We start from the raw sequence: 20,989 nt of genomic DNA on the forward strand, positions 1-20,989 counted from the left end.
TGAATTATTTAAGGACATTGAATTACCTGTTCGCTGATAGAAAAAGCGATACAGTTAGAAAATATAACGCTGAAGTCAGTGAATTATTTAAAGACATTGAACTGCCTGTGCGATGATCGAAGGCTCGAAGCTAGAAAGCTGTAAGCCTTAAAGCTATAAAGCCTTAACGTTTTAGAGCTTTGTCGGTATGATTCATTTGTTCAACATTTCCAGACAAGGTAAAATTTTACTTACCTTGTCAAAACACTCTTGATATTCCGCATCAACATTTGAATCAGCAATTAAACCACCTCCTGCCCAACAGTAAATATTGCCTTGATGACAGAGCAGCGTTCTAATGGCTATATTGGTATCTGTTTGTCCATTGCCATTGATATAACCAATGCTGCCGCAATAAACCTGTCTGTTATGCGGCTCTAATTCGGCTATTATTTCCATCGCGCGGATTTTTGGCGCACCGGTAATTGAACCGCCGGGAAAGCAGGCGCGTAATAAATCTTCACTGCTATGAATGCTGTCTAATTGTCCGATGACTGTGCTCACTAGATGGTGCACCGCCGGAAAACTTTCAATTTCGAACAGCTTAGGCACAGCGACACTGCCGGGTGTACAGACTCGGCCAATGTCGTTGCGCAAAAGATCCACAATCATCAAGTTTTCCGAGCGATCTTTTTGTGAGTCTAACAATGTTTGTTTGCTTTTTTGATCGCTTAAAAAATCATTAAAACGCGGTGTGGTGCCTTTGATTGGTTTAGTTTCAACAATATTATGCTGCAATTTTATAAAACGTTCCGGGGACAGCGATATAATTGCCTGTGCAGGTAAACGAATAAAAGCAGCAAAAGGCGGACGGTTTTCTGCCAGCAGAGCCTGGTAAGCTTGATATTCATCCCCCTGGTAAGTTGCTCGAAAGCGTTGCGCCAGATTCACCTGATAGCAATCGCCTGCGACTATGTATTCCTGTATTTGAGCAAATTTCTCTGCGTATTGTAATTTGCTCATATTCGCCTGCCAGGACGATGATAATGTAAAATTTTCATTGTTTGTTTTTAAGTTTTGCGCTTTTAACCAATCAAATCTTTGTTGCCATATTGACTGAATACTTGCACTGCTCCGTTTGATTTTATGGACAACTAAATAATGCTGTTGATTTTTATTATCAATGAGCAACGCCCAGTCATAAAAACCCACCGCCATGTCAGGCAGTTCCAGTGCTAGCGGTTTACTGGCATTTTTGATCTCTTCAAAATAACAGCCCAGCCCATAGGAATAATAACCTAACACGCCACCGGTAAAGGGAATATCCGTGTCCGCTTTACTGTCGTGGAATAATTTTTGGCGCAGATTTTGTTGTAAGGCCAGCGGATCAGAACAATCGCTGATAGTTTTGTCACCCTGTGTTATGGTGCTAATGCCTTGATATGTGACTATATTAGCAACAGGCTGGGCGCTAATAATAGACCACCTGCTATCAACATGATCGATGCCGCCTGATTCAAGAAAAATCGTCCAATCCAAGCCCGACAACTGCGTTTTAATATTGGAAAGTTCATTAACGGTTAATGCAACAGGCTGTATTAATATAGTGGAATTGGTATTAATCATATTTTTTAGAATTCAGTCAACAGTTTTGTAACAAATGTTTTGGTGGATAGGGTGTTACAGATTAACATTCTCTGTGTTAGATATCTGCCCTTTATAACCTTCTTTTATATTAACGGAGTTTTACATGACTATTATTAAGCAACAAGATTTTGTTAACAGCGTTGCGAATGCATTACAGTTTATCTCTTATTATCATCCTCTTGATTTTATACAAGCCATGCATAAGGCGTATCAGGCGGAGCAAAATCCGGCTGCAAAAGATGCGATTGCGCAGATCCTTATTAATTCTCGAATGTCAGCTGAAGGTAAGCGCCCGATTTGTCAAGACACGGGTATTGTCACTGTGTTTGTCAAAATTGGTATGAAGGTTCAATTTGAAGGGGAGCTGACAGTACAAGAGTTGGTCGATGCCGGTGTGAGAAAGGCTTATACGGATCCGAGTAATCCGCTGCGCGCTTCCATTGTTGCAGATCCTGCCGGCGCACGTAAAAATACCAAGGATAATACCCCTTCAGTTGTTCATATTGAGATGGTGACGGGTAATAAAGTAGAAGTGATGGTCGCCGCAAAAGGCGGAGGTTCTGAAAATAAATCCAAAATGGTGATGTTAAATCCGTCGGATTCCATTGCTGACTGGGTAGAAAAAACCGTGCCCAGCATGGGAGCCGGTTGGTGTCCGCCGGGGATGCTGGGTATCGGCATCGGCGGAACGGCAGAAAAAGCGGCGGTTATGGCCAAAGAGTCATTAATGGAATCTGTGGATATCTTTGATCTGCATGAAAAGGCTAAAAATAATCCCGATCAGTTAAATGCCGATGAAAAACTGCGCTTAGAAATTATGCAGCGTGTTAATGCGCTGGGTATTGGCGCGCAGGGTTTAGGTGGTTTAACCACTGTACTTGATATTAAAATTAAAAGTTGCCCGACGCATGCTGCATCTCTGCCGGTGGTAATGATTCCCAATTGCGCCGCAACCAGACATGCGCATTTTACCCTTGATGGTAGCGGGGAAGCTGAATTAGTCGCTCCAAAATTAAGTGACTGGCCTGAAATTACTCGGGAAGAGGGTGAGAATGTTCATCGTGTTAACGTCAATAACCTCACTAAAGCCGAGATGGCTTCCTGGAAAAGTGGCGATTCTCTTCTTTTGTCAGGTAAAATATTAACTGGACGAGATGCCGCGCACAAACGTATTCATTCGCTGTTAAGTTCCGGAGAAGGTTTGCCAGAAGGCGTTGATTTTAATGGCAGATTTATTTATTACGTTGGACCAGTTGATGCAGTAAGGGATGAAGTGGTCGGCCCTGCCGGACCCACAACAGCCACAAGAATGGATAAATATACCGACTTTATGCTCGAAGAAACCGGGTTACTGGGTATGATTGGAAAATCGGAACGCGGACAGCAGACCGTGGACTCCATCGCCAAACATAAGTCTGTTTATTTAATGGCTGTTGGCGGTGCTGCTTATTTAGTTTCTAAGGCAATAAAAAAATCCCGAGTGGTGGCTTTTGCTGATTTAGGCATGGAAGCTATTTATGAATTTGACGTCGAAGATATGCCTGTTACCGTGGCTGTTGATAGTAAAGGGAATAATGTACATGAGCAGGGACCTGCCATCTGGAAAGTTAAAATAGAAGAGATTGCTAATAAATTAACGTAATAATTACGTTTTTTATTGCTTGAAAAGGCAGTGATGGTATAACACGATATACAAAGATAACGTTAAGTATAGTTAAGGAACAATTATGTTTGAACAAGTGAGTATGGCGCCGGCAGATCCCATCTTAGGATTAACGGATGCGTTTAAAAAAGATCCACGCAGTGAAAAAATTAATTTGGGTGTTGGCATTTATAAAAATGAAAGTGGACAGACCCCCATTTTAGCGACCGTTAAAGAAGCAGAAAAACGCCTGCTAGCGACCGAATCTACAAAAAGTTATTTAAGCATCGAAGGGCTTGCCGCTTACGGTGTTGCTGTTCAAAAATTGTTATTTGGCCAGGATTCTGAGATTATACAATCAAATCGGGCACGTACTGCACAGGTTCCCGGTGGAACTGGCGCACTGCGCACCGCCGCTGATTTTGCTGTCAAAAAATTGGGCATAAAAAAAATATGGGTGAGTAATCCAACCTGGGCAAATCATGGCAATGTTTTCAAAACCGCAGGTCTTGCTGTCGCCAGCTATGACTATTACGACGCAGCAACAAAAGACTTAGATTTCGATGCCATGCTGGAATCATTAGAGGCTGTTGAAGCGGGTGATTTAGTGCTTTTTCATGGCTGCTGCCATAATCCTACCGGTATCGATCCAACTTTGGAGCAGTGGGAGATTTTAGCTAAATTGATGGCTGACTTAGGTGCTATTCCATTTTTTGACTTTGCTTACCAGGGTTTTGCAAAAGGCATTGAAGAAGATGCTCAGGGACTGCGTATTTTTGCCGAATATAATAAAGAGCTGTTAGTTGCCAACTCATTTTCTAAAAACTTCGGTTTGTATAATGAACGGGTTGGTGGCCTCACTTTGGTAGCCGAAGATAGTGAGATTGCGGAGTCTGCATTTAGTCAAATTAAATCAGGAATACGTTCAAATTACTCTAATCCTCCGGTCCATGGCGCTGCTATTGTAACCACTATTCTGAGCGATCCTGAACTTTATCAACAATGGGATAAAGAAGTTGCAGATATGCGTGATCGTATTAAAGAGATGCGTGAATTGTTTGTACGCTCATTGAAAGAGAGGGGGGTTACAAAAGATTACAGCTTTATCAGCCGTCAGAATGGTATGTTCTCATTCTCCGGTTTGTCCGTTGAACAGGTAAATCGTTTAAAAGAAGAGTTCGCTGTGTACATTGTAGGTTCAGGGCGTATTTCGGTCGCAGGTATGACTAAAGACAATATGCAACCTTTATGTGATGCGCTAGTTAAAGTAATCTAACCTGAATTGGTCAATATGAAGAAAGGTTGTTTAGGCAGCCTTATCTTGTTTTTTTCCAACATATCAGGGTTTGAAAAATCATGAGTAGTCGAATGATAGAAAGTTTATTATTTCTTAATAATCTTAAAAAAATTCCGCTTGCAGTAGAGGACGTTGATTGTCTTTTTACTACTAAATCATTTAAAACTGAATTGTTGAAACAGATAAGCTGCGCTAAAAATCGTATTTATCTGGCAGCTCTTTATCTTGAAGATGATCTGGCGGGCGAAGAAATTCTATTAGCTTTGTATCAAGCTAAAAAAGAGAGACCATCATTAGATGTGGTTGTGTGTGTTGATTTTCATCGTGCACAGCGTGGTTTAATAGGATCGGATAAAGCCGCGTCAACCAATGCAATCTGGTATCAAAAAGTGGCTAAAGCAGAAGGCGTGGGTGTCAAAATTATTGGCATTCCGGTTAAACGTAAGGAACTGTTCGGTGTACAGCATTTAAAAGGTTTTATTTTTGATCACCAGGTACTCTACAGCGGTGCAAGTTTAAATAATATCTATTTGCATAATCTGGATAAATACCGACTGGATCGTTATTGGTTAATACACAATAAAGCATTAACCGACTCTCTGGTCAGTTTTTTAGAAGATCAATTTTTAACCTCAAATGCGGTGGCAACACTCAACACCGAGAGCATCGCGGATTTCCAATCTCTAAAATTGGCGCATAAAACATTAACCCAAAACTTGAAAACGGCAAGTTATCAGTATGAGGGGCAAGTGTCGACGGATCAATTAGCGGTTTCTCCGTTATTTGGATTAGGTGCCCGTAAAAATAATATCAATAAAACGATTCGCACAATATTTCAAAGCAGTAAACAGAAGGTGATTATATTTACCCCCTATTTTAACCTGCCAAATGCTATTGCACGGGACATCAATGCGTTATTATCGCGCGGCGTACAGCTTACGATTGTAGTCGGTGATAAAACTGCAAATGACTTTTATATTCCGGAGGATAAACCCTTTAAAACTATCGGTACTTTACCTTACCTTTATGAGAGTAATATTAAAAAGTTTGCGACAAAACATCAGCAGTCAATCGATAAAGGGTTATTGAAAATTCATCTTTGGGAAGATCAACATAACAGTTTTCATCTTAAAGGGCTCTATGCCGATAATCGTTTTGTTTTGTTAACCGGGCATAATTTAAATCCGCGGGCATGGCGTTTAGACCTGGAAAATGCGCTTTTAATTGACGATCCCAAACAACAGATTAAAGGGTTGCTGGATAAGGAACTGTCCGGAATATTGGACAACACTCGGAAAATAAATCACTTCAGCGAAATTGAAGATATTAGTGATTATCCCGAAAATGTTAAAAAACTGCTTATTCGTATGCGCAGGTTCAAAGCGGATAGATTGGTAAAGGGTCTGCTTTAGTTATTATTACTTTGCTTCCGGCAAGCCTCTTCTTTAGGCTTGGCTGGAGTAAATCAACTAAAAGTTCAGACTAAGCCAATTAAATTAAGTTGAACGTGTAATTATTAGGCAGTCGATCTTAATTTGTTAAATAGCGGTTGTAATCTGTGTTTCATTAAGTATAATTCGGTTCATCAAGTCGTTACCTAAACACTTGATAACAGTAACAATGGTAGGCTTCTTGGTTCCTCGCATTGAGAACTTGTTAACCTGGTCAGAGTCGGAAGGCAGCAGCCATAGCAAGCGATTCAAGTGCCGAGGGTTAGCTGGGGAGTCTACCACCAATCTTCCTCCTATAATCATTCTTAGTGTCTTAAAGGTCTAATGATGACTCAATATCAATCCAGATTTGATACTTCCTTGAAAAAACAGCATTTTCTTCCAAAATATTGGGGAACATGGTTATTGCTTGGTTTATTATTCCTATTCAGTTATTTTCCAATTAAATGGCGAGATCGCTTTGCTGCGTTCATTGCTAATAAATTATATGATGCCAAATTCCTTAATAAACGCAAAAAAATTGCATTTATAAATCTGGGATTGTGTTACCCCGAATATACTCAGCTTGAAAAAGATACGCTGATGCGGGAAAACTTCCGCTCGGTTGCGCAAATCTTATTATCACTTGGTGAAATTGCTTTTCGCAGTCAGGATTTTTTAATTAAGCGCGTCAATTTTATTGGTGAGCATTACATTAAAGAAGCTGAAGCACAGGGTAAAGCAATAATTTTTTTGGCGCCGCATTGTTATGGTGTCGATTTCGCCGGAGCCGCGGCTATTTCGGCAAGAGGTTACCCCCTATCAAGCATGTTTAAAGATTATGGTAATCCGATCTTTGACTGGTTTGTAACCGGTTACCGCACTCGTTTTACCAAGCTTGCTGGAAAGGGGACTTTGTACCATCGTTCCGAGGGGTTAAAGCCTGCGATTAAAAGTTTACGTGACAAAGCGCATTTTTATTATTTACCCGATGAGGATCATGGCCGCGAAAATAGTATTTTCAGCGATTTTTATGCCACTAAAAAAGCGACTCTGCCGGTTATCGGGCGGTTGGCTAAGCTCGGGCGTGCTGTGGTCATTCCGGTTTATACTTCATACAACGCAAACACCTCCAAAATTGACGTGATTTGTCATGCACCGCTGCAAAACCTCCTCGTGGGTGATGAACAGCAGCAGACTGAGATAATGAACCGTGCCATTGAAAAACTGATAGATGAGAACAGAGCGCAGTATATGTGGACACTTAAGCTCTTAAAAACCCGCCCTGAGGAAGGACTGAAGATCTACAAATAATTTATTTTGGGGGCAGTGCAAAATTTCCCCCTTTTATATCTTTTTAGGGATCTAAACCGTCATTAACAGACTTTCACAGACTATCTTTTAGCAGACTGTAAATTATATTACTGCGCATTGACTCGCTGACCAGTCACACCTTTACTGTCATCACTTAATAAGTACAAATAGCTGGGCATGATATCTTCTGTACTTTTTAATAGAGAGCTGTCTTCTGCCGGGTAAGCTGTGGCGCGCATTGTGGTGCGTGTAGCGCCGGGATTAATGGCGTTAAAACGTAATGAACTATTTTCATATTCATCGGCTAAAACCTGCATCATACCTTCGCTGGCAAATTTAGAAATACTATAAGCCCCCCAGTACGCACGGCCTTTATGACCAACGCTTGAGGTGGTAAAAATAACCGATGCCTGCGGGGCGAGATTTAATACTGGAATGAGTGCTTTGGTTAATAAAAATTGAGCGGTGACATTGGTGTGCATTACCTCATCCCAGGCCGACTTTTCAATTTGATCAAAAGGGCCCAATACACCCAACTGACTGGCGTTATGCACCAGTGCATCAAGTTTGCCATATTCACGTTTTATGGTATCTGCCAAGTCAATATAATGTTCTTCGGTAGCGCCATTTAAATCAACGGGCAAAATTGCAGCTTGTTGTTTATCCATTAATTCTATCTGATCGTAAACCGCTGCTAATTTTTTGACTGTTTTTCCTAATAAGATGACTTTTGCACCTAGGTTTGCACACTGTAAAGCAAGCGCCTTACCAATGCCCGCACCAGCCCCGGTAATTAGAATGGTTTTTCCGCTTAAGGAGTCAGGTTGTGCTTTAAATTCATTCATATTGTCTCGCATCTTGTTAAATAAGCACCAATTTTAACTTTATTTTAATAAAAGACTCAATCTCTTTTGTACCTGAGCGTGCTTTTTGTCATTATACGGCAAATAAAATTAACAATAGGAATGAAATTTTGGAATTTTTAATCGAATATGGTTTGTTTTTCGCAAAAATAGCGACTTTTGCTATTGCTATCATTGCCGTCGTCGCTACTGTTATCGCGCTCGCCAGTAAACAAAAAAACAAGAAAGGGGACTTACAACTGATCGACCTGTCTGAGCAATTAAATGAAACAAAAAAAGCTATTGAAGAAAAATTGCTTACTCATCAGCAGTTAAAAGCGCGTCATAAAAAAGACAAAAAAAGTCAAAAAGTGGCAGACAAAGCGGCAAAAAAAGCAGCCAAAGCAGGGCACGATGAAAAAGCATTAGCGCAACTTTATGTGATTGATTTTAAAGGTAGTATTGATGCTAAAGAAGTGACCTCTCTGCGTGAGGAAATAACCGCTGTTTTAGGGGTGGCAACGGAGCAGGATGAGGTCTTTGTCCGTTTGGAAAGCGGCGGCGGTATGGTGCATGGTTACGGTCTCGCTGCTTCGCAACTGCAACGCTTAAGAGATCATAATATTCCCTTAACAATATCGGTTGATAAAGTCGCTGCCAGTGGCGGTTATATGATGGCCTGTGTTGCAAATAAAATCATTGCCGCGCCCTTTGCGATTTTGGGATCAATTGGTGTTATTGCCCAGATTCCCAACTTTAATAAATTGTTAGAAAAGCACGACATAGAATTTGAGCAATTAACCGCGGGTGAATACAAACGCACATTAACTATGTTTGGCAAAAATGACCAGGCAGGACGTGACAAGTTTAAGCAGGAATTAGAGGAAACACACGATCTCTTTAAACAATTTGTCACCCAACAGCGCAGCCAAATTGATATCGATAAAGTAGCAACCGGTGAACATTGGTACGGGCTGCAAGCAATTGAACGCAATTTAATTGATCAAATTTCGACCAGTGATGATTATTTATTATCTCAGCTTGATAACCGCCATATTATTCAAATCAAGTACACTCAACGCAAGAAATTTGCGGACAAACTTGGCAAGGCTGTCGCTGTTGCTTTGGAAAGTAGCCTGTTAAAACTATTTCAAATGCAGTCTAATCAATTATTTAAGTAATAGTGTTTTTTTTAAACGAATATAAAAGCGAACTTCAATAAAGCAGCCTTATTTGTCCAAAACAGTGCGTTTTTGAAAAAATAGGTTGCTATTCGATTAAAGTTTGGATTATATAAAAAGGAAATTCACTAGACGAATATAAATTTAAATTTCTTTTTCTCGATTATGACTATTTAGGTATGTAAGTATTATGAGCAAATTTCTTGTTATTGTGGAGTCTCCGGCAAAAGCAAAAACCATCAATAAATATCTGGGTAAAGATTTTATTGTAAAATCAAGCGTAGGTCATATTCGGGATCTTCCAACCAGCGGCAGTGCAAAGAAAAAAATAGAGGCTAAAGGTGCTAAATCTTTGGCAGGTATGACGGTCGCGAAAAAAGAGAAAGAAAAAGCTAAACGAACACAAAGTGCTTTGGTCGCTAGAATGGGCATTGATCCCAATGATCATTGGAAAGCAAATTATGAAATTTTGCCCGGCAAAGAAAAAGTTGTCGCAGAATTACAAAAACTTGCAAAAGATGCCCCCATTATCTATCTCGCAACGGATTTGGATAGAGAGGGTGAAGCGATTGCCTGGCACTTAAGAGAAGTACTTGGTGGCGAACATCAGAAATATAAACGAGTCGTTTTTAATGAAATTACTGAAACGGCTATACAGGAAGCTTTTGAGCATCCAACCGAGTTAAATATTGATGGTGTTAACGCGCAGCAAACTCGCCGTTTTTTAGACCGGGTTGTCGGTTTTATGGTTTCCCCATTACTCTGGAAGAAAGTCGCCCGAGGATTATCCGCCGGCCGGGTGCAATCCGTTGCGGTGCGTTTGGTTGTCGAACGTGAACGTTTAATTAAAGTGTTTAACCCCGTTGAGTTCTGGGATTTGCATGCAGATGTGCAGAATAAGACCAAATCTGATTTGCGTTTAGAAGTCTTTAAGGAAAAAGGTAAATTTTTTAAACCGGTGACTGAAGCTGACACACTAAATGCGGTTAAGCATCTTGAATCAGCCGAATATAAAGTACTTTCACGTGAAGACAAACCAACCACAAGTAAACCGAGTGCACCTTTTATAACTTCTACTTTGCAGCAGGCTGCAAGTACCCGTTTAAGCTTCGGTGTTAAAAAGACCATGATGCTGGCGCAACGTCTTTATGAAGCCGGTTATATCACCTACATGCGTACCGATTCGACCAACCTCAGTAAAGAGGCTGTCGGCAGTGCGCGAGACTTTATCGGTGATGAATTTGGTAAAAATTATCTTCCCGCAGAGCCGGTGATTTACAGTAGTAAATCTGGCGCGCAGGAAGCCCATGAAGCCATTCGTCCGTCCGATGTCGGTCAATTGGCCGCTTTACTGGTTGGCGTCGACCGTGATGCACAACGTTTGTATGAGCTCATTTGGCGTCAATTTTTAGCCTGCCAAATGCTTCCGGCTTTATATGATGCCACCACGCTGGTTGTACAGGCAGGGGATTATCAGTTGCGTGCCAAGGGACGTACACTGCGCTTTGCCGGCTGGACAAAAGTGCAACCCGTGGCTAAAACTCAGGTTGATGAAGTGCAGTTTCCTGAGCTTGCCATTGGCGAGACGCTGCAGTTAATTGAGCTTGATCCCAAGCAGCATTTTACCAAACCGCCGGCGCGTTTCACTGAAGCGGCTTTAGTAAAAGAGCTTGAGAAACAAGGTATCGGTCGGCCATCGACCTATGCCAGTATTATTTCAACCATTCAGGATCGCGGTTATGTAAAAGTCGATAAACGGCGCTTTTATGCGGTTAAAATGGGGGAGATTGTTAGCGATCGCCTCAGCGAAAATTTTGTTGAATTGATGAGTTATGATTTTACCGCGCAAATGGAACGTAATCTTGATGCCATTGCAGAAGGTAAAGCTAATTGGACTGAACAATTAGATGATTTTTATCAGGATCTCACTACACTTTTAGAAAAAGCCGAACGCGATCCTGAAGAAGGCGGTATGCGTCTTAACGAACCGGTCATTATCAAAGAAATACATTGTCCTACCTGTGATCGTGAAATGGGCATCAGAACGGCTTCAACGGGGGTCTTTTTAGGTTGTTCCGGATATGCGCTTCCGCCGAAAGAGCGTTGTAAAACAACTATCAATTTAGTCGATGGTGAAGAGGTTGTTGATCTTTTATCAAGTGAAGATTTAGAGACCGCCGCATTAATGGCTAAACAGCGTTGTCCTAAGTGCGACATGGCCATGGACAGCTATCTGGTTGATGAGAAAAGAAAACTGCATGTCTGTGGTAATAACCCTCTGTGTGATGGTCATCTTGTTGAATACGGTGAATTCAAAATAAAAGGGTATGACGGTCCGGTTGTTGAATGTGACAAGTGCGGCAATGATATGCAGTTAAAAGACGGCCGTTTTGGTAAATACATGGGTTGTACTAATGAAGAGTGCAAAAATACCCGTAAAATTTTACGCAGTGGTGAGGTGGCTCCTCCTAAGGAAGATCCTGTTGATCTGCCGGAACTCGAATGCGAACAAAGTGATGCCCATTTTATTCTCAGAGATGGCGCTTCTGGCATTTTCTTAGCCGCTAATACTTTTCCTCGTTCGCGAGAAACACGTGCGCCTAAAGTAGCCGAACTGGTGCTTTTCAAAGATCGTATTTCGCCAAAATTTTATTATTTGACCGAAGCGCCGGAAAAAGATCCTCAGGGTAATTTAGCGGTTGTCCGTTATAGTCGTAAAAACAAAGAACAGTATGTAATGACTGAAATTGAGAAGAAAGCGACCGGTTGGACCGCAAAGTACATTGATGGCAAATGGGTTGAAGAACAGACTAAAAAACGGGTTGTTAAAGCTAAGAAATAAAGACGCTTTGCGCTGATTTTTTACTTCATTAGCCATTAACTAAGATAGTTAATAAATTTATATTGTTACCTGGAAGCTTTATCGCGTTTGAGTCTCATTCTCGATCAAGCGCCTGACTCACAAACTATAAATTGTTTTAGAGATATTTTATAGTTTGTGAGCAAACCTCAAAAAAGCTATTTTAACCCATCCCTTTCTTTGATTTTATTCAAATTAAATGATCTGCGCAGTTTCATTGCTTGAAATATGATTTATCTTATAAGTAAAGCACCATAGTAAAAGCTAATTAAACACCCTTGTCTGTTATCCGTACTCACCCATTAAGGAGTAGTATTTATGTTGCAGTACTCATTAATAAGTGAGTTAGAACGCAAAGTTATCTTGTTTAATTATGAAAAAAGAGGCCAGAAACACAGTTTATTATCCTTTGCCAGATTAAGTGATGATGATCGTTCATTCATCTCCACAGAAGGTGATTTTATTCTCTGGGAGATGGGTAAAAGAAAATTATTGGCGGATGAAGTTATTTCGCATTCATGGATCATCATGTCCAAGCAAAACATGCCATTGGTTTTACAATTCCAAGAAAATAATTACCTGAAGGTGGGGAGTTTATTTGAGGAGACCATTTTTGATGGCGTCTGGAGCTTAGATCGCGGCATTCTACGAATTTGTTTTAGATATGAACAGCGCAGCTATGATATAGACATCATCGCTAATAATAAGCGTTGCATCCATTCTGCTCTGCAAATTACCGATGATCACAATGTTGAGCTTCTAAAAGTCATTCCACTGTGCAATGCAAAATATGGTACATCCTTAATTGATTGATTTTTTTACCATTAATAAAATCACCTTAAACTGCCCAAGGAATCTGCATTTAAACCGCTGTAAATACAATTCATTTTTAAAAGCACAAATACATAGTATATACTGTGCAATTTGAATTTTAGGATGGATGATTAATGCGAATTGCGCTGGGAATTGAATATGATGGGGCTGCTTATTATGGTTGGCAGCGCCAAAAAGAGGTTACCTCAGTGCAACAGGAAGTAGAAAAAGCACTGTCAATCGTCGCTAATCATACTGTCACGGTTCATTGTGCGGGACGAACCGATTCAGGCGTGCACGGCACCGGTCAGGTTGTTCATTTTGAAACCGAGGCTATTCGTAAAGACGTTGCCTGGACACTGGGTGTTAATGCTAACCTACCCAAAGATATTGCAGTACGTTGGGTGAAACAGGTGGATTCATCATTCCATGCCCGCTTCAGTGCAACGGCGCGCCGTTATCGTTATATTATTTATAATGGTGCATTTCGTCCGGGCATTTTAGGAACTGGCTTGAGCCATTATCATATGGATTTAGACGTCCCAAAAATGCATTTAGCTGGACAGATGCTCCTTGGCGAGCAGGACTTTACTTCTTTCCGTGCGCTACATTGTCAGGCCAAGAGCCCGGTTAGGTGCATTGAATATTTAAACATTAGCCAGCGCAGTCAATTCATCATTATCGATATTAAAGCCAATGCTTTTTTACACCATATGGTCAGAAATATTGCCGGCAGCTTAATTGATATTGGACGCGGTAAGCAACCCGTCGACTGGTTAAAAACCCTACTCTCATATAAAGACAGATCTAAAGCCGGAGCAACAGCGAAACCCGGAGGATTATATTTAGTTGAAGTTGACTATCCCGCGCAGTATGATTTACCCCGTCCGCCCTGTGGGCCACTATTTTTAGAATTATAAATAAGAGTCAAATATGCATAATGTGAGTCCTCAAACACTGCCACAATGGTTGGCCTATGTTGAAAAATTACATCCCAACGTTATCGAATTAGGTTTATTACGTATTGGTAAGGTCGCAAAAGATCTGCAGGTAATCAATTTTGATGCGCAAGTGATCACCGTTGCAGGGACTAATGGCAAGGGTACAACCTGTGCTTTTCTTGAAGAGATTTTGCTTCAAGCGGGTTATAAGGTCGGGGTTTACAGCTCACCACATATCCAGAGATATACCGAGCGCCTGCGTATCAATAAACAGGAATTATCCGAACAAGCCCATTGTGATGCTTTTGCGGCAATAGAAAACATTCGGGAAGAGACCTCATTAAGTTATTTTGAGTATGTCACATTGGCTTGTTTGACTTTATTAAAACAAGCCGAGTGTGATTATATCTTACTGGAAGTAGGGTTGGGAGGGCGTTTAGATGCAACCAATGTTGTTGAATCCGACGTCACCGTGATCACCACCATAGGTATTGACCATGTTGACTGGTTAGGCAGCGACCGTGAAAAAATTGGTTTTGAAAAAGCCGGTGTTTTTCGTGCCAATAAACCGGTCATTTGTGGCGAATTTGATCCGCCATTATCTCTGCAAGCTCATGCTAAAAATCTTAATTGCCAAATAAAATACGCGGGTAAAGATTTTTCCTATCAAATAACCGGAAAACAATGGCATTGGTCAGGAAAACAAAAAATCAAGGATATTCATTTACCGTTATTACCTGTTCAAAATGCGTCAACGGCACTGGCGGTTATTGAAGCGCTGCAGGTCAATATAAATCCTGCTGACCTTAAAAATGCCATTGAAAATGCAAGTTTAGCCGGTCGCCTGCAAAAAATAAGCACAACCTCTGCCTGTGATCTATATTTAGACGTTGCTCATAATCCCCAATCGGCAAAATACCTTGCAAGTCAGTTACGGCTAATGAAGGCGGATAAACCGGAACAATGTAAAGTACATGCTATTATCGGCATGTTAGCCGATAAAGATATGATCGGGACTTTTGATCAAATAAACGCAGAAATTGATTTTTGTAATCTTGTTTCTTTGGATTGTTATCGCGGTGTAACAGCCGACTTACTTTTACAAAACTATAAAAAATCAAAAAATGCGCAAACCACAGCTGTTTGTTTCGAAAATGTTAATAAGGCTTATGAAACAGTACTTAATAAAGTAGATCCATCTGATATAATTATCATCTTTGGCTCCTTTCATACTGTTTCTGATTTTTTACAAGGATAATTTGTGGCTTCTCAGTTTAAAAATCGTTTAGTAGGGGTAACTATTTTAGTTGCATCTGTTGTTATTTTTTTGCCAACTATTATTGATGGTAAAAAAACGTCTTATGAAGATGAGTTTACAGCAACACCGATCCAACCGGAGATGAAAAAACATAGCCTCTTGAGCAGTACTGATCAGGTTGATCAAAGCGAATCAGATTTATCAACCGACACAAATCAAGTGGCAAACGATAAAGCGCAGGAAATGCCGCTCACTAAAAATGCTGATTGGGAGATTGAAGAAGTTGCAAAATCAGTCACGGTTTCCAAAGAGCCGCTAAAAAGTGTACAGAAAAAGTCCTTTACCGATCCTGCCTGGACAATTCAGTTAGGCGCATTTCGAAGCGCAGAAAATATAAATGCATTATTAAATCAGCTACAAAAAGCGGGCTTTCAAGTTCATACTGTCCCTCGAGAGGTTACCGATGGAGTATTAACACGCGTCTTTGTCGGGCCTGACGTTTCAGAAAAACGCTTAAAAGAGCAATTACCCCGGTTAAAGAAATTAACTCAATTAGAAGGTAAAATATTACCCTTTAAAGCAACAAATCCATAGATTATTTACAGTAATTGCTGCACTTCTCTGGTAAACTGCGGCGGTTTTCAATTTAATATTTAAGGACAGCAATGAGTTGGTTTGATATCGCCATTCTTGGCATTATAGCAGTTTCATCTCTGATCAGTTTATTACGCGGTTTTACCAAAGAAGCGGTCTCTTTAGCGACTTGGTTCTGCGCTTTTTTCATTGCCAGTAATTTCTATCTTGAAGTGGCTGTCTATTTAACACAATTAGAAGATCAATTAATTCGCAACTCGGTCGCCATTGCTATTTTATTTATAGCGGTGTTATTACTTGGCGCCTTAATCAACTATATTATTAGCCGCTTGGTTGCCGTCACCGGATTGTCCGGTACGGACAGACTACTGGGCATTGTCTTTGGTGCTATTCGTGGTGTTTTAATTATCAGTGCGCTGCTGTTTTTTATTGATTCATTCACTAATTTAAACCAAACCGACTGGTGGAAGGAATCAACTTTGGTACCTGAGTTTGGTGTCATTATTGAGTGGTTCTTTCAACATATTGAAAACTCCTCCAGTTTTTTGAAGCAAATATCTGCCTGATTTAATAACATGCGGTTAGTTTGCTGAATAATATACGCTCATTTAAAATGTACAATCAATATCATTTGTATTAAATAATCTGTTATTTAGTATGACTGATAGAACTTATTTTTCTAATAATTAAGGCCTTATTTATGTGTGGAATCGTTGGTATTGTTGGATCAACTCCCGTTAATCAAAGTATCTATGATGCTTTGACCGTACTGCAACACCGAGGGCAAGATGCCGCCGGCATCGTCACTATTTCGGATAATAATTTTAAACAGCGTAAAGCCAATGGCATGGTTAAAGATGTTTTTGATGCTAAACATATGCAACGTTTAAAAGGTAATACTGGTATTGGCCATGTTCGCTATCCCACTGCAGGCAGTTCCAGTGCAGCAGAAGCTCAACCATTTTATGTTAACTCTCCCTGGGGAATTTCTCTTGCACATAACGGCAATTTAACCAACGCTCAAAGTTTACGTGAGTCATTAGTTAAGTCCCGCCGTCATATCAATACAACCTCCGATTCTGAAGTCCTGTTAAATATTTTTGCAGCAGAACTTGATAAAGTCGAAAATGATCAATTGTCTCCAGATGACGTGTTTTCAGCTATCAGAGAGCTTCATAAAACCGTTATGGGCGCCTACGCTGTTGTATCATTGATCATTGGCCACGGTATGGTTGCATTTCGAGACCCCAATGGTATCCGCCCGTTAGTATTAGGCTCTCGCAAGACAGACGAGGGTGATTTAGAATATATTGTTGCTTCGGAAAGTGTGGGTCTTGATACTATCGGTTTTGAAGTGATCCGTGATGTTGAACCCGGTGAAGCTGTTTATATCACCGAAGACCGACAGTTATTTACTCAACAATGTGCTGAAAATCCGCGTTTAACGCCTTGTATTTTCGAATATGTTTATTTAGCACGTCCCGATTCCACATTAAGTGGTATTTCTGTTTATGAAGCGCGTTTAGAAATGGGCCGTAAATTAGGTGCAAAAATAAAGCGTGAATGGGCTGATTTAGAAATTGATGTGGTCATGCCCATCCCGGAAACGTCGAATGATATTGCACTGGAAATATCCTTAGAAATGGGTTTGCCTTACCGTCAGGGTTTTGTTAAAAATCGTTACATTGGTAGAACCTTTATTATGCCGGGGCAAACACAGCGCCGTAATGCTGTTCGCCGTAAATTGAATCCAATTTCAGCCGAGTTTAAAGGTAAATCGGTTTTATTGGTGGATGACTCAATAGTACGCGGTACCACGTCGGAGCAGATTATAGAAATGGTGCGCGATGCGGGTGCTAAAAAAGTGTACCTTGCTTCAGCCGCGCCACAAGTTTGTCATCCAAATGTATATGGCATTGATATGCCAACAGCAAATGAATTGATTGCTTATAACCGCACGGTCGAACAGATCAGTGATTGTATCGGTACTGACAGGCTTATTTACCAAGATCTTGATGATCTTAAAGATGCGCTTCGTAAACAAAATCCGAATACCGATGGTTTTGAGTGTTCAGTTTTTGACGGTATCTATGTGACCGGTGATATAGACGAAAACTACTTTGAATATGTTGAAAGTTTACGCAGTGAAGATGCTAAAATAATTCAAGAACAGAAAGAAGAGATTGCAAGTCTCGAGATGTATAACGAATCTTAAATTTATTTTATCCTGTTAAAAAACCACAAACTTGTTTGTGGTTTTTTTGTTTGCCCCAGTAGAGAGGATGAACCTGAACAGTAAAAGATAGCGTCAATTTTTTCTCTAACAATTTCATAAATACTCATTTTTTTTCATGAACAGTGGTTCTTATCCTCTACTTTTGACTTAAATCTGATAAATAACCAGAAATTAAAATCGATTTGGAAAAGAGTTTTATTTTGATTGATTTAAATTACTGATTGAATCCTAAAGATTTTATTTACATTTACATTTACATTTACATTTACACTTTTAACTATTAAACATTACAGGAAATTCCATGCTTAACAAATATTCTCTGGCAGTTGCTCTTGCTGCCATTCTAACGGGCTGCGAATCTTCATCTTCGAATAGACCTACACCTGCTTTGGATAGCACAACTTATACCGTTATCGATGGATATTTAAGTGCAGCAGAAGTTTATGTTATTTCACCAACCGATAATATTAAAACGCTAATTGGTGAGACAGATGCTAATGGTCAAATACAGATCTCTGATGAATATAAAGAATATGCAGTGATAGCGAAGATCATAGCAGGGCACACCACTGACAGTGATCACGCTGGATTTGTGACAAAAAATTATGAAATGCGTGGTACAGCAAACTCGGTAGTGGTGACCCCTTTTACAACCCTGGCTTATATGAATCAAATATCAATATCAGAGCTTGCAGTTGTGCTGCAGCTCGACGAAGCAGATGTCGGCGGGGATTATGTCAAAACAGCGGATGGTAAAGCATATTTAGTGGCTCGCACGCTGGCCACACAATTCGATGCCGACAGCAGTAATGATGCTGCTGATGTTGATGCTTTACAAACATTAGCAAGTGATGCGGCTTCTTATATCGACAGTTTTTTACCGGTAATGGGTGACGATCTTAACAATATTGAACTGAAAATTGACACAAATGATCATTCGCTGTCCTATCAATTACGTGTTAGCAGTCCTACGATTTGAGCAACACTAAAAGTTAACTTGCGAGTTTTAACAACATATTTATTAAAAAAATTGTTTTGTTTTTGTGAGTGCTCCTTCGTATTGTGCTAAAAGATCACAATACAAAGGATCAGGAACTTGGTGATCAGAAGCAGTGGACAGGCAATTATTTTGAAACACTATTACAAGCAAATGAAGTGTCACGATAAGCAAACAGGAAACTAGCCTAAAAGAATTTATATCAAAAAAGGTTTATTCCATCGACTTCTTACTTTCTTTTCGAGGGGGAATGTCAACGACACTCAAGATCATAAGCACGCTGCTCTTGTGTATGCAGATGACGGCGGTCTGCGATAATAATAGCGTATCACTGACTGATTTATTTTCACTCGCAAGGTGAAAATAACTGCCACCCAGCATGGCGAAATAGATCACCGCATCGATACGAATTATATTCAATATCAGCACAAAAGATAACCTTTCAGCAGCCGATAAAATCGGGTCTTCCATAAAGTCGAATAAACAAGTCTAGCTGCAGAGAATAGCAATAATGTCTTCAAACCATTACATCCATCTAAGATCCGAATATCAAAACCGTTATCCAAATGAACGTATTACCTAACATTTTGACCGGGATTTCAAACAAATCAATCCAGCCAGCAGTCAAATTAATAGTTAAAATAAAAAAGCGAAAAAGAGTTAATAAAAAACAGCAGATAAAGAAGTGTAAGGCAAACAATATAGCGTGAAAAGAAGCATAATATTTGTATCACAGTTCGAGTCAAATAATGCCGTTTACAATTAAACGGACACTAATTTTTTACTTATTTTCTGCTAAGCAACCACCAAGACCAAAGAAAGCCAATATGTTGATGGCCTATATCAGTATATACGTTGCTCTGTCTGAGCATCAAAAAAGACCACTTTTGACATATCTAGCAGCAGTGGCATCAATACATCTAATTTGCATTCGCTAGTTGGGTGAATCCGGCAAACCGTTTTTATACCATTGATTCGAACCGTAATCAGCGTGTCTGGTCCAGTCGGCTCAATAATTTCTACGCTGCAATTGAGCATGGCGCTATCAACTTTTTCTTCACCCTGCTGAGTGATTTGTTCCGGACGAATACCAAAAATAACGGTTTGTCCTGCATAGCTCTCCAGGCCTGCGATAGTTTGTTTAATCGGCAATTGCTGTTTTACACCACCACTTTCCAGACTTATCTGCATAACACCATCCACTTTCTCAATCTGGCAAGGAATAAAATTCATTGAGGGACTGCCCATAAAACCCGCGATAAATTGATTGCGTGGATTGTCATAGATCTCTTGCGGTGAGCCCATTTGTTGTATTTCACCTTCTTTCATCACCGCAATCACATCACCGAGGGTCATGGCTTCAATCTGGTCATGGGTGACGTACACTATGGTCGTTCCAACACGCTGGTGTAATTCCTTGATTTCACTGCGCATCTCAACACGTAATTTGGCATCCAGATTTGATAGGGGTTCGTCAAATAAGAATATCGAGGGATCGCGTGCTAAGGCTCTTCCCATGGCCACGCGCTGGCGTTGTCCGCCCGATAGTTGCTTTGGTTTGCGATCCAGCAAGGGTTCGATCTGCAGTAACTTTGATACTTTATCAACAATCGCATTCTGCTCAGTTTTTTCAACTTTGCGTATGGTTAATCCAAAGGAAATATTCTGGCGAACGGTCATATTCGGGTAAAGCGCATAGGATTGAAATACCATCGCAATATCACGGTCTTTCGGATCCAAATCCGTGACATCCCGATCGCCAATGAAAATCTGACCATTACTCACGGGTTCTAAACCTGCGATCATATTTAACAGGGTTGATTTACCACAGCCTGATGGGCCAACTAAAATTAAAAATTGACCCGGTTCTATTTCTAAATCTATGCCCTTGAGGACCTTCACTTTGCCATAGGTTTTTTCAATATTCTGTATTTTTAAAGCGTGCATAATAGTGCTCC

General features: G+C 40.3%; 17 protein-coding genes and 1 other RNA gene. 14 read left to right on the forward strand and 4 right to left on the reverse strand.

Annotated features, from left to right (window positions below; all coding sequences use genetic code 11):
- Positions 1-192 precede the first annotated feature (192 nt).
- A complete protein-coding gene (pabB, locus tag ACJAZP_RS11635; RefSeq protein ID WP_415230913.1) occupies positions 193-1,605 on the reverse strand; it encodes an aminodeoxychorismate synthase component I in 1,413 nt (470 codons plus the stop codon).
- 124 nt (positions 1,606-1,729) lie between these two features.
- Between pabB and ACJAZP_RS11640 the strand changes: the two genes are divergently transcribed.
- The 5 genes from ACJAZP_RS11640 (at position 1,730) to lpxM (ending at position 7,309) form a co-directional block, all read left to right on the forward strand.
- Positions 1,730-3,268 carry a fumarate hydratase gene (locus ACJAZP_RS11640; protein WP_415230914.1) on the forward strand — a complete coding sequence of 513 codons (1,539 nt, stop codon included), beginning with the start codon at positions 1,730-1,732 and terminating at the stop codon, positions 3,266-3,268.
- 85 nt (positions 3,269-3,353) lie between these two features.
- Positions 3,354-4,544, forward strand: coding sequence for an amino acid aminotransferase (locus ACJAZP_RS11645; protein WP_415230915.1), 1,191 nt, complete (start codon positions 3,354-3,356; stop codon positions 4,542-4,544).
- 80 nt (positions 4,545-4,624) lie between these two features.
- Positions 4,625-5,977 carry a CDP-diacylglycerol--serine O-phosphatidyltransferase gene (pssA, locus tag ACJAZP_RS11650; protein ID WP_415230916.1) on the forward strand — a complete coding sequence of 451 codons (1,353 nt, stop codon included), beginning with the start codon at positions 4,625-4,627 and terminating at the stop codon, positions 5,975-5,977.
- Between the two features lie 217 nt (positions 5,978-6,194).
- Positions 6,195-6,292, forward strand: an RNA gene (gene ffs / locus ACJAZP_RS11655) — signal recognition particle sRNA small type.
- 51 nt (positions 6,293-6,343) lie between these two features.
- On the forward strand, positions 6,344-7,309 hold the full coding sequence (gene lpxM / locus ACJAZP_RS11660) for a lauroyl-Kdo(2)-lipid IV(A) myristoyltransferase (RefSeq protein WP_415230917.1): 966 nt from the start codon (positions 6,344-6,346) through the stop codon (positions 7,307-7,309).
- A gap of 107 nt (positions 7,310-7,416) precedes the next feature.
- Here the strand turns inward: lpxM and ACJAZP_RS11665 are convergent, their stop codons facing one another.
- A complete protein-coding gene (locus ACJAZP_RS11665) occupies positions 7,417-8,154 on the reverse strand; it encodes a YciK family oxidoreductase (RefSeq protein ID WP_415230918.1) in 738 nt (245 codons plus the stop codon).
- Between the two features lie 128 nt (positions 8,155-8,282).
- On the opposite strand from ACJAZP_RS11665, the gene sohB reads away from it, so the two are divergent.
- From sohB to ACJAZP_RS11710, 9 genes are all read left to right on the forward strand, one after another.
- On the forward strand, positions 8,283-9,332 hold the full coding sequence (gene sohB / locus ACJAZP_RS11670; RefSeq protein ID WP_415230919.1) for a protease SohB: 1,050 nt from the start codon (positions 8,283-8,285) through the stop codon (positions 9,330-9,332).
- Between the two features lie 190 nt (positions 9,333-9,522).
- Positions 9,523-12,174, forward strand: coding sequence for a type I DNA topoisomerase (topA, locus tag ACJAZP_RS11675; RefSeq protein WP_415230920.1), 2,652 nt, complete (start codon positions 9,523-9,525; stop codon positions 12,172-12,174).
- 336 nt (positions 12,175-12,510) lie between these two features.
- The gene (locus ACJAZP_RS11680; RefSeq protein WP_415230921.1) at positions 12,511-13,005 is read left to right on the forward strand and encodes a hypothetical protein; all 495 of its coding nucleotides are present in this window, start codon (positions 12,511-12,513) and stop codon (positions 13,003-13,005) included.
- 134 nt (positions 13,006-13,139) lie between these two features.
- The gene (gene truA, locus ACJAZP_RS11685) at positions 13,140-13,925 is read left to right on the forward strand and encodes a tRNA pseudouridine(38-40) synthase TruA (RefSeq protein ID WP_415230922.1); all 786 of its coding nucleotides are present in this window, start codon (positions 13,140-13,142) and stop codon (positions 13,923-13,925) included.
- A gap of 13 nt (positions 13,926-13,938) precedes the next feature.
- Complete coding sequence (folC, locus tag ACJAZP_RS11690; protein WP_415230923.1) at positions 13,939-15,204, forward strand: bifunctional tetrahydrofolate synthase/dihydrofolate synthase; 1,266 nt, start codon at positions 13,939-13,941, stop codon at positions 15,202-15,204.
- Positions 15,205-15,207: 3 nt separating this feature from the next.
- On the forward strand, positions 15,208-15,798 hold the full coding sequence (locus ACJAZP_RS11695) for an SPOR domain-containing protein (RefSeq protein ID WP_415230924.1): 591 nt from the start codon (positions 15,208-15,210) through the stop codon (positions 15,796-15,798).
- A gap of 71 nt (positions 15,799-15,869) precedes the next feature.
- On the forward strand, positions 15,870-16,364 hold the full coding sequence (locus tag ACJAZP_RS11700; protein WP_415230925.1) for a CvpA family protein: 495 nt from the start codon (positions 15,870-15,872) through the stop codon (positions 16,362-16,364).
- A 134-nt stretch (positions 16,365-16,498) separates the two neighbouring features.
- Positions 16,499-18,013 (forward strand): amidophosphoribosyltransferase, encoded by a 1,515-nt coding sequence (gene purF / locus ACJAZP_RS11705; RefSeq protein WP_415230926.1) that lies wholly within the window; start codon positions 16,499-16,501, stop codon positions 18,011-18,013.
- Positions 18,014-18,335: 322 nt separating this feature from the next.
- Positions 18,336-19,013 carry a hypothetical protein gene (locus tag ACJAZP_RS11710; protein ID WP_415230927.1) on the forward strand — a complete coding sequence of 226 codons (678 nt, stop codon included), beginning with the start codon at positions 18,336-18,338 and terminating at the stop codon, positions 19,011-19,013.
- 231 nt (positions 19,014-19,244) lie between these two features.
- On the opposite strand, the gene ACJAZP_RS11715 is transcribed toward ACJAZP_RS11710, so the two are convergent.
- Together ACJAZP_RS11715 and ACJAZP_RS11720 are read right to left on the reverse strand one after the other, a co-directional pair.
- Entirely contained in the window at positions 19,245-19,460 is a 216-nt protein-coding gene (locus ACJAZP_RS11715) for a hypothetical protein (protein WP_415230928.1), read from the reverse strand.
- A gap of 414 nt (positions 19,461-19,874) precedes the next feature.
- A complete protein-coding gene (locus ACJAZP_RS11720; protein ID WP_415230929.1) occupies positions 19,875-20,978 on the reverse strand; it encodes an ABC transporter ATP-binding protein in 1,104 nt (367 codons plus the stop codon).
- Between the last annotated feature and the right edge of the window lie 11 nt (positions 20,979-20,989).

This window comes from Psychromonas sp. (assembly GCF_047632955.1).
Lineage (GTDB): Bacteria > Pseudomonadota > Gammaproteobacteria > Enterobacterales > Psychromonadaceae > Psychromonas.